Source organism: Streptomyces sp. NPDC053432 (assembly GCF_055585365.1).
In genome coordinates this window covers 115171-123971 of record NZ_JBVJKF010000012.1, presented here as the reverse complement: position 1 = coordinate 123971, position 8801 = coordinate 115171, and the positions used below count along the sequence as shown (strand labels likewise).

The 8801-nt window shown below is 70.1% G+C and carries 7 protein-coding genes; 3 read left to right on the top strand and 4 right to left on the bottom strand.

What is annotated here, in order from left to right; all coding sequences use genetic code 11:
* Positions 1-33: 33 nt before the first annotated feature.
* A complete protein-coding gene (locus ACZ6Y1_RS21135) occupies positions 34-852 on the bottom strand; it encodes an HAD family hydrolase (protein ID WP_469631794.1) in 819 nt (272 codons plus the stop codon).
* Positions 853-993: 141 nt separating this feature from the next.
* Between ACZ6Y1_RS21135 and fahA the strand changes: the two genes are divergently transcribed.
* The 3 genes from fahA to ACZ6Y1_RS21120 all read left to right on the top strand — a co-directional run bounded on the left by fahA (position 994) and on the right by ACZ6Y1_RS21120 (position 3574).
* Entirely contained in the window at positions 994-2217 is a 1224-nt protein-coding gene (gene fahA / locus ACZ6Y1_RS21130) for a fumarylacetoacetase (protein ID WP_469631791.1), read from the top strand.
* A gap of 120 nt (positions 2218-2337) precedes the next feature.
* Positions 2338-2916: a hypothetical protein gene (locus ACZ6Y1_RS21125; protein ID WP_469631788.1), complete on the top strand. Its 579-nt coding sequence runs from the start codon at positions 2338-2340 to the stop codon at positions 2914-2916.
* A gap of 58 nt (positions 2917-2974) precedes the next feature.
* The gene (locus ACZ6Y1_RS21120; RefSeq protein ID WP_469631786.1) at positions 2975-3574 is read left to right on the top strand and encodes a Uma2 family endonuclease; all 600 of its coding nucleotides are present in this window, start codon (positions 2975-2977) and stop codon (positions 3572-3574) included.
* Between the two features lie 55 nt (positions 3575-3629).
* Here ACZ6Y1_RS21120 and nuoN read toward each other — a convergent pair whose 3' ends face one another.
* Genes nuoN through nuoL form a run of 3 tightly spaced genes read right to left on the bottom strand, consistent with a single transcriptional unit; the run spans position 3630 to position 8795 of the window.
* The gene (nuoN, locus tag ACZ6Y1_RS21115; RefSeq protein ID WP_469632048.1) at positions 3630-5276 is read right to left on the bottom strand and encodes an NADH-quinone oxidoreductase subunit NuoN; all 1647 of its coding nucleotides are present in this window, start codon (positions 5274-5276) and stop codon (positions 3630-3632) included.
* Positions 5277-5281: 5 nt separating this feature from the next.
* The gene (locus ACZ6Y1_RS21110; RefSeq protein WP_469631784.1) at positions 5282-6853 is read right to left on the bottom strand and encodes an NADH-quinone oxidoreductase subunit M; all 1572 of its coding nucleotides are present in this window, start codon (positions 6851-6853) and stop codon (positions 5282-5284) included.
* Between the two features lies 1 nt (position 6854).
* A complete protein-coding gene (nuoL, locus tag ACZ6Y1_RS21105; protein ID WP_469631781.1) occupies positions 6855-8795 on the bottom strand; it encodes an NADH-quinone oxidoreductase subunit L in 1941 nt (646 codons plus the stop codon).
* Positions 8796-8801: the final 6 nt, after the last annotated feature.

The window sequence follows — 8801 nt, the reverse complement described above, 5'->3', positions numbered from 1 at the left end:
CTCCGTCCCCGGAGCCCACCGGCAGACCGGCCGTCAGCCGAAGAGCCGTTCCAGGACCACCGCGATGCCGTCGTCCTCGTTGGACAGCGTCACCTCGTCCGCCACCGAGATCAGCTCGCGGTGGGAGTTGGCCATGGCCACCCCCCGGGCCGCCCACGCGAACATCGGGACGTCGTTCGGCATGTCCCCGAAGGCGATCGTCGACTCCCCGCCCACCCCCAGCACCGCCGCCGCCTTCGCCAGGCCGCTCGCCTTGTCGATGCCCGGCGGCTGGAGTTCCACCGTGTGCTCCCCCGCCATCGTGACGTTCACCAGGTGCCCGACCACCGCCCGTGCCACCCGCGTCAGTTCGTCATCGTCCAGCTCGGGGTGCTGGAGCAGCACCTTGTTGATCGGCGAGGCCCACAGGTCGCCGCGCCGCGCCACCCGCACCGTCGGCAGGTGCGGGTGCCACATGCGGTAGCCCGGCCCTATCAGCATCTCGGCGTCCACGCCCTCCTGGTTGACCGCCGCGTACACCTCGCCGATCTCCGCCTCGATCTTGCCGAGGGCCACCTCGGCCAGCTCCCGGTCCATGGAGACGGAGTGCAGCAGGCTCCCGCGCGCCGCGTCGTACACCTGCGCGCCCTGCCCGCACACCGCGAGCCCCGTGTAGCCAAGGTCGTCCAGGACGTGCCGGACCTGTGGGACGGGGCGGCCGGTGACGATGATGTGCTGGGCGCCGGCCGCGCGGGCCATGGCGAGCGCCTCGTACGAACGGGCGGAGACGGTGTCCCCGGCACGCAGCAGAGTCCCGTCCAGGTCAGTGGCGATCAAGGCATAGGGAAGGGCCTGAGGAAGGGCGGAAGTCACCCCGCCAAGGATACGGACCCCCACGGACAAGTACTACGAATATCGCCCGAATCCGGCCTCCCGCCTGCCCCACTAGCCACGTAACGTGTCAACCAGCCTCCGGGACACCCTCGGACCGCGTTGAAAGCGAGGCAGCACCCCATGCCCCAGCAGAGCCCCCTCGATCTCCCCGAGGGCGACCCGTTCGGGCCGCACAACCTTCCCTACGGCGTCTTCTCGACGGCCGGGGAGGACCGCCGCCGGATCGGCGTGCGGATCGGCGGGTACGTGCTCGACGCGGGAGCGGCCGCCACCGCGCTCGGTTCTCCGTACGCCGCGCTGCTCGGGCAGCCCTCCCTCAACCCGCTGCTGGCCGCCGGCCGCACCGCATGGCGCGACGTGCGCCGCGCGCTGACCGCCTGGGTCACCGACCCCGGCCACCGGCCCACCGTCGAGCCGCACCTGCTGCCGCTCGACGAGGTCACGCTGCACCTGCCGTACGAGGTCGCCGACTACGTCGACTTCTACGCGAGCGAGCACCACGCCACCAACGTGGGCCGGATCTTCCGCCCGGACGGGGACGCGCTGACCCCCAACTGGAAGCACCTGCCCATCGGTTACCACGGCCGCTCGGGAACGATCGTGGTGTCGGGGACGGACGTCGTACGCCCCTCCGGGCAGCGCAAGGCGCCCACCGACCCGGCGCCCGTCTTCGGCCCGTCGGTCAAGCTCGACATCGAGGCCGAGGTCGGCTTCGTCGTCGGCACCCCCTCCGAGCTGGGCTCGCCGGTGGCGCTGGGCGACTTCGAGGACCACGTCTTCGGGCTGTTCCTGCTCAACGACTGGTCGGCGCGCGACATCCAGGCCTGGGAGTACGTGCCCCTCGGCCCCTTCCTCGGCAAGTCCTTCGCGACCTCCGTCTCCGCGTGGGTGACCCCGCTGGAGGCCCTGGACCCGGCGCGCGTGGCCCCGCCCGCCCGGGACTTCCCGCTGCTGCCCTACCTCGACGACGCGGACGCCGAGCGCCCCGGCGGCTTCGACCTGCGCATCACCGTCTCCATCAACGGGCAGGAGGTGGCGCAGCCGCCGTTCGCCTCCATGTACTGGACGGCCGCGCAGCAGCTCGCGCACATGACCGTCAACGGCGCCTCCCTGCGCACGGGCGACGTGTACGGCTCCGGCACCGTCAGCGGCCCCGAGGTGAACCAGCGCGGTTCGCTGCTGGAGCTGACGTGGAACGGACGTGACGCCATCGAGCTGACCGACGGCAAGCGCACCTTCCTGGAGGACGGTGACACCGTCACCCTGACCGCCTGGGCGCCGGGCACGGACGGCACGCGCATCGGCCTCGGCGAGGTCACCGGGCGCATCGTGGCGGCCCGCTAGACACACCCAGTACGCCAGGCGGGCGCGGTCCGCGTGCGCGGGGCGGGACGGGACCGGATGGTGGACGGACGGGACGGGCCGGGCGGCCCGTTCCGTCCGTCCCCACCGCGAGGAGCAGCCATGCCCGCACTGCGTTTGAAGACCGTCCTCACCTGCGCCGCCGCGGCGTCCCTCGCGCTGGCCGTGGTCCCCTCGGCCCACGCGGTCGACGGGCCCGCGCCCGACCCGCGCAACCGGCAGGCCATGCGGGACATGGCCACGGCGATCCGGGTGACGGCCAAGTACGTGGACGAGCGGCAGGCGCTCGCCGACGGGTACGTGCCGCACGGCATGCCGTGCATGACCAACCCGTTCGGGGTCGGCGCCATGGGCTACCACTACGTGAAGGAGGCCTACTGGGGTTCGAAGGACCCGAGCAGGCCGACGGCGCTCCTCTACAGCACGGAGAAGGACCGCAACGGCCGCCGCAAGCTGCAGGCCGTGGAGTGGATGTCGAGCGACCGGGACCAGGACCTGACGACCGCCGACGACCGCCCGAGCATGTTCGGGCTGCCCTTCGACGGGCCCATGCCCGGCCACTGGGCGGGCATGCCGAAGCACTTCGACCTGCACCTGTGGGCGTACGAGAACAACCCGGCCGGCCGCTTCCACAACTGGAACCCCGCCCTCACGTGCTCGGGGCATATGACTCACTCGTAAGGGCGGCTTCCGCGGGAAGCCCGGCGATACGCTGGGTGCACGCGCGAGACTCCGGCTCATGGGAGCACTGATGAACCCGGAACACAGCTGGCCGATCCCTCCGCCCGGCGGCTGGACTGCCGACGACCTGGACACGCTTCCGAATCTGCCTCCCCACACGGAGCTGATCGACGGGAGCCTGATCTTCGTGAGTCCGCAGACCCTCTTCCATTCACGAGCGGTCGACTTCTTCAACTGGCAGCTGCAGGCGCTGGTCCCGGAAGGCCTCGAGGTCCTCCGGGAGTTCACCATCGACATCGACCGGCGCAATCGTCCCGAGCCCGACGTCATCGTGTTCCGTGACGACGCCGTCCACGGCCTCGAACAGACCCGCCTGCCCGCCGAGACCGTTCTGCTGGCCGTCGAGGTCGTATCTCCGGAGTCGATCGACCGGGATCGGGAGACCAAGCCGGTCAAGTACGCGCGGGCGGGCATTCCCCACTACTGGCGGGTCGAGAACAAGGACGGTCGAGCAGTCGTCTACGTCTTCGAGCGCGAGCCGGTCAGCGGTGGCTACGTCGCATCGGGGATCTTCCACGACCGTCTGAAGGTTTCCGTCCCCTTCCCCGTCGACCTGGACCTCACCGCCATCAGGCCTCAGCGCAGGCTCCCCGGGTAACCCGAAGGGCCCGGCTCCCCGAAGGGGGCCGGGCCCTCGGCCGTGCGGCGGGCGGTCAGCGGACGAACGTGCTCGCCTGCCCCGCCAGCTCCAGGAAGTACTGCGGCGCCAGGCCCAGCACCAGGGTGACGGCGACGCCCACCGCGATGGTGGTCATCGTCAGCGGCGAGGGGACGGCCACGGTCGGGCCGTCGGCCTTCGGCTCGCTGAAGAACATCAGGACGATCACCCGGATGTAGAAGAACGCGGCGATCGCGGACGAGATGACACCGACCACGACCAGCGCTCCCGCGCCGCCCTCCGCCGCCGCCGAGAAGACGGCGAACTTGCCGGAGAAGCCCGAGGTCAGCGGGATGCCGGCGAAGGCCAGCAGGAACACCGCGAAGACCGCCGCCGTCAGCGGCGAACGACGGCCGAGGCCCGCCCACTTGGACAGGTGCGTCGCCTCGCCGCCCGCGTCGCGCACCAGCGTGACCACGGCGAAGGCGCCGATCGTCACGAAGGAGTAGGCACCCAGGTAGAAGAGGACGGACTTGACGCCGTCCTGCGAGGTCGCGATCACACCGGCCAGGATGAAGCCCGCGTGGGCGATCGAGGAGTAGGCGAGGAGACGCTTGACGTCGGTCTGGGTCACGGCGATCACCGCACCCGCCAGCATCGTGACGATGGCCACCGCCCACATCACCGGCCGCCAGTCCCAGCGCAGACCGGGGAGGACCACGTAGAGCAGGCGCAGCAGCGCGCCGAAGGCGGCCACCTTCGTCGCCGCGGCCATGAAGCCGGTGACCGGGGTCGGGGCGCCCTGGTAGACGTCCGGGGTCCACATGTGGAAGGGGACCGCACCGACCTTGAAGAGCAGGCCCATCAACAGCAGCGCCCCGCCGGTCAGCAGCAGGGCGTCGTTGCCCATGGTCGTGGCGAGCGCCGGGTCGACGCGGGAGACCGTGCCGTCGACCACGTCGGCGATCGCGGCGTACGAGACCGAGCCCGCGTAGCCGTAGACCAGCGCGATGCCGAAGAGGAAGAAGGCGGAGGAGAAGGCGCCGAGCAGGAAGTACTTCACCGCCGCCTCCTGCGACATCAGCCGCTGGCGGCGGGCGACGGCGCAGAGCAGGTACAGCGGGAGGGAGAAGACCTCCAGCGCGATGAAGAGCGTCAGCAGGTCATCGGCCGCCGGGAAGATCAGCATCCCGGAGATCGCGAACAGGGCGAGCGGGAACACCTCGGTGGTGGTGAAGCCCGCCTTGACCGCGGCCTTCTCGCTGTCGCTGCCCGGTACGGACGCCGCCTGCGCGGCGAAGGAGTCCACCCGGTTGCCGTGCGCGGCCGGGTCCAGGCGCCGCTCGGCGAAGGTGAAGACCGCGACGACCGAGGCCAGCAGGATGGTGCCCTGCAGGAACAGTGCCGGGCCGTCCACGGCGATCGCGCCCATCGCGGCGATGTGCGCCTTGGTGGAGCCGTACCCGCCGGCCGCCAGGCCGACGACCGCCGCGAAGGCCGAGGCCAGCGCGGCGACGGCGATGAACACCTGGACGTAGTAGCGGGACTTGCGCGGTACGAACGCCTCGACGAGGACTCCGAGGACCGCCGCGCCGACCACGATCAGGGTGGGTGAGAGCTGGGCGTACTCGATCTTCGGTGCCGGGATCTTGTCGACCGGCGCCGCGGCCGCCAGTGTCCACAGGCTGTGGGCAGCAGTCATCGTGCTCACTTCGCCGCCTCCACTTCAGGAGCAGGGTCCGTCTGCTTCACGTCGGACATGGTGTACTGCACCGCCGGGTTGACGATGTCGGTGAGCACCTTCGGGTAGACGCCCAGGCCGATCAGCAGCACGATCAGCGGGGCCACCACGAGCACCTCCCGCAGGCGCAGGTCCGGCATGGTGCGGACCTCCTCCTTCACGGGGCCGGTCATCGTGCGCTGGTAGAGCACCAGGGTGTAGAGCGCGGCCAGCACGATGCCGACGGTGGCGATGATGCCGATGACCGGGTACCGGGCGAACGTGCCGACCAGGACCAGGAATTCACTGACGAAGGGCGCGAGGCCCGGCAGCGACAGGGTGGCGAGACCGCCGATCAGGAAGGTGCCGGCGAGGACCGGGGCCACCTTCTGGACGCCGCCGTAGTCGGCGATGAGCCGCGAGCCGCGCCGGGAGATCAGGAAGCCGGCCACCAGCATCAGCGCGGCCGTCGAGATCCCGTGGTTGACCATGTAGAGCGTCGCACCGGACTGGCCCTGGGAGGTCATCGCGAAGATGCCCAGGATGATGAAGCCGAAGTGCGAGATCGAGGCGTAGGCGACCAGCCGCTTGATGTCCCGCTGCCCGACCGCGACCAGCGCGCCGTAGACGATGCTGATCAGGGCCAGTACGAGGATCACGGGCGTGGCCCACTTGCTGGCGTCGGGGAAGAGCCCGAGGCAGAAGCGGAGCATCGCGAAGGTGCCGACCTTGTCGACGACCGCGGTGATCAGCACGGCGACCGGCGCGGTGGACTCGCCCATCGCGTTCGGCAGCCAGGTGTGCAGCGGCCACAGCGGCGCCTTCACCGCGAAGGCGAAGAAGAAGCCGAGGAACAGCAGCCGCTCGGTGTTGGTGGCCATGTCGAGCGTGCCCGCGGCACGCGCGGCGGTGATCTCCTGGAGGGAGAAGTTCCCGGCGACCACGTACAGCCCGATGACCGCGGCCAGCATGATCAGGCCGCCGACCAGGTTGTAGAGGAGGAACTTGACCGCCGCGTACGAGCGCTGCGCGGCCGCGTTCTCGTCGGTACCCGCGTGTGCCCGGTCCCCGAAGCCGCCGATGAGGAAGTACATCGGGATGAGCATGGCTTCGAAGAAGATGTAGAAGAGGAAGACGTCGGTGGCCTCGAAGGAGATGATCACCATCGCCTCGACCAGCAGGATCAGGGCGAAGAAGCCCTGGGTCGGCCGCCACCGGGAAGAGTTGGTCTCCAGCGGGTCGGCGTCGTGCCAGCCGGCCGCGATCACGAAGGGGATCAGCAGCGCGGTGAGCGCGATCAGCGCCACCCCGATGCCGTCCACGCCCAGTTCGTAGCTGACCCCGAAGTCGGGGATCCAGGCGTGGGACTCGGTGAGCTGGTAGCGGTCGCCACCGGGCTCGAAGCGGACCGCGACGAGCACGGCCAGGGCCAGGGTCGCCAGCGAGAAGAGCAGCGCGAGCCACTTGGCGGCGGTCCTGCGGGCGGCCGGGACGGCCGCCGTCAGGACCGCGCCGGCCGCGGGCACCGCGGCCGTCACCGTCAGCAGGGGAAAGGACATCTCACACCGCCCTCATCAGCAGGGTCGCGGCGATGAGGATCGCCGTGCCCCCGAACATCGAGACCGCGTAGCTGCGGACGTAGCCGTTCTGGAGCTTGCGCAGCCGGCCCGACAGTCCGCCGACCGAGGCGGCCGTCCCGTTGACCACCCCGTCGACGAGGCTGTGGTCGACGTAGACGAGCGAGCGGGTCAGGTGCTCCCCGCCGCGCACGAGCACGACGTGGTTGAAGTCGTCCTGGTAGAGGTCCTTGCGGGCTGCCCGGGTGAGGAGCGAGCCGCGCGGTGCGACGACCGGGACGGGCCGCTTGCCGTACATCGCCCAGGCGATGCCGACGCCGACGAGGAGCATCACCATGGTGGCCGCGGTCACCGTCATGGCGCTGACCGGGGAGTCGCCGTGCGAGTAACCGGTGACGGGCTCCAGCCACTTCAGGAAGCGCTCACCGATCTCGAAGAAGGCTCCGGCGAAGACCGACCCGAACGCCAGGATGATCATCGGGATGGTCATGGACTTCGGGGACTCGTGCGGGTGCGGCAGCTCGCCGGGGTGGGCTTCGACGCCGGGCTCCACGCCGGGCGTCTTGTCCGGGTCCGGGGCCGGCTGCCAGCGCTTCTCGCCGAAGAAGGTGAGGAGCATGACGCGGGTCATGTAGAAGGCGGTGATGCCGGCGCCCAGCAGGGCGACCCCGCCCAGGATCCAGCCCTGCGTGCCGCCCTTGGCGAAGGCCGCCTCGATGATCATGTCCTTGGAGAAGAAGCCGGACAGGCCGGGGAAGCCGATGATCGCGAGGTAGCCGAGGCCGAAGGTGACGAAGGTGATCGGCATGTACTTCCGCAGGCCCCCGTACTTGCGCATGTCGACCTCGTCGTTCATCCCGTGCATCACGGAACCGGCGCCGAGGAAGAGGCCCGCCTTGAAGAAGCCGTGCGTGACCAGGTGCATGATCGCGAAGACGTACCCGATGGGGCCGAGGCCCGCCGCGAGGACCATGTAGCCGATCTGCGACATCGTCGAACCGGCCAGGGCCTTCTTGATGTCGTCCTTCGCGCAACCGACGATCGCACCGAAGAGGAGCGTGACCGCGCCCACGATCGTGACCACGAGCTGGGCGTCCGGCGCCCCGTTGAAGACCGCGCCCGACCGGACGATCAGGTAGACACCGGCGGTCACCATCGTCGCCGCGTGGATGAGGGCCGAGACCGGGGTCGGGCCCTCCATCGCGTCGCCGAGCCAGGACTGCAGCGGGACCTGGGCCGACTTGCCGCAGGCGGCCAGCAGCAGCATCAGGCCGATGGCCGTCAGCCTGCCCTCGGAGGTCTCGCCGACCGCGCCGAACACCGGCCCGAAGGCGAAGGTCCCGAACGTGGTGAACATCAGCATGATCGCGATCGACAGGCCCATGTCGCCGACCCGGTTGACCAGGAAGGCCTTCTTCGCGGCGGTGGCCGCGCTGGGCTTGTGCTGCCAGAAGCCGATCAGGAGGTACGAGGCGAGGCCCACGCCCTCCCAGCCGAAGTACAGCAGCAGGTAGTTGTCGGCGATGACGAGGAGCAGCATCGCCGCGACGAAGAGGTTGAGGTAGCCGAAGAAGCGGCGGCGGCGCTCGTCGTGCTCCATGTACCCGATCGAGTACACGTGGATGAGCGTGCCCACCCCGGAGATCAGCAGGACGAACGTCATCGACAGCTGGTCGAGCTGGAAGGCGATGTCCGCCTGGAAGCCCTCCACCGGGATCCAGGTCCACAGCTTCTGGGTGAGGGTCCGGTCATCGGCCGCGCGCCCCAGCATGTCCGCGAACAGGGCGGCGCCGATCCCGAAGGAGACGGCCGCGAGGAAGGTGCCGATCCAGTGGCCGGACCTGTCGAGGCGCCGGCCGCCGCACAGCAGCACCGCCGCTCCGAGCAGGGGCACTGCCACCAGCAGCGCAATCAGATTCTCCACTGTGAA

Coding starts and splice junctions, on each gene's coding strand:
- fahA (WP_469631791.1), top strand. CDS start 994: ATGCCCCAGCAGAGCCCCCTCGATCTCCCCGAGGGCGACCCGTTCGGG.
- ACZ6Y1_RS21125 (WP_469631788.1), top strand. CDS start 2,338: ATGCCCGCACTGCGTTTGAAGACCGTCCTCACCTGCGCCGCCGCGGCG.
- ACZ6Y1_RS21120 (WP_469631786.1), top strand. CDS start 2,975: ATGGGAGCACTGATGAACCCGGAACACAGCTGGCCGATCCCTCCGCCC.
- nuoN (WP_469632048.1), bottom strand. CDS start 5,276: ATGACTGCTGCCCACAGCCTGTGGACACTGGCGGCCGCGGCGCCGGTC.
- ACZ6Y1_RS21110 (WP_469631784.1), bottom strand. CDS start 6,853: ATGTCCTTTCCCCTGCTGACGGTGACGGCCGCGGTGCCCGCGGCCGGC.